The following is a 789-nucleotide window of genomic DNA, read 5'->3' on the forward strand; positions in this document are numbered from 1 at the left end:
GTCATGAACACAGCGGTGAAGAAGGATACTAGAATACCGATAATCAATGTCGTAGCAAAACCACGGATCGGACCGGTACCGAAGTTAAACAGAATGATACCTGTGATGATGGATGTCAGGTTCGAGTCGAAGATAGCGGAGAATGCGTTGGAATAACCGTCAGCAAGTGCTTTCTTCACACCTTTACCGGCACGAAGTTCTTCTTTTGTACGTTCGTAGATAAGTACGTTCGCATCCACTGCCATACCTAGTGACAACACCATACCGGCAATACCGGACATTGTCAATGCTGCCTGGAAGGAGGAGAGGACACCTAATACGAAGAAGAAGTTCAGGAACAATGCACCATTGGCAATCATACCCGGTATGAAGCCGTACATCATACACATATAGATCATCAACAGAATCAGAGCCACTACGAATGAGAATACACCTGCATTGATAGATTCCTGACCCAATGACGGACCAACGATATCTTCCTGTACGATGTGAGCCGGAGCCGGCATCTTACCTGATTTCAATACGTTTGCTAAGTCCTTTGCCTGTTCAGGAGTGAAATGACCTGTAATCTGTGAACGTCCACCTGTGATTTCAGAGTTTACGTTTGGTGCAGAATATACATAGTTGTCAAGAACGATAGCGATAGAACGACCGATGTTTTGTTTAGTCAACTGTGCCCAACGACGTGCACCGTCAGAGTTCATAGTCATGCTGACAGCCGGTTTGCTGTATTGGTCAAATTCATCTTTCGCGTCTGTTACTACATCACCTTCCAACGGAGCTTTACCG

The 789-nt window shown here is 45.6% G+C and carries 1 protein-coding gene; it reads right to left on the reverse strand.

What is annotated here, in order from left to right; translation table 11 throughout:
* Positions 1–789: protein translocase subunit SecD (gene secD, locus AB5935_RS25660; protein WP_368327833.1), on the reverse strand; the 789-nt coding region annotated here is incomplete at both ends.

Source organism: Phocaeicola sp. RTP21198st1_B8_RTP21198_201120 (assembly GCF_040929485.1).
Lineage (GTDB): Bacteria > Bacteroidota > Bacteroidia > Bacteroidales > Bacteroidaceae > Phocaeicola > Phocaeicola dorei.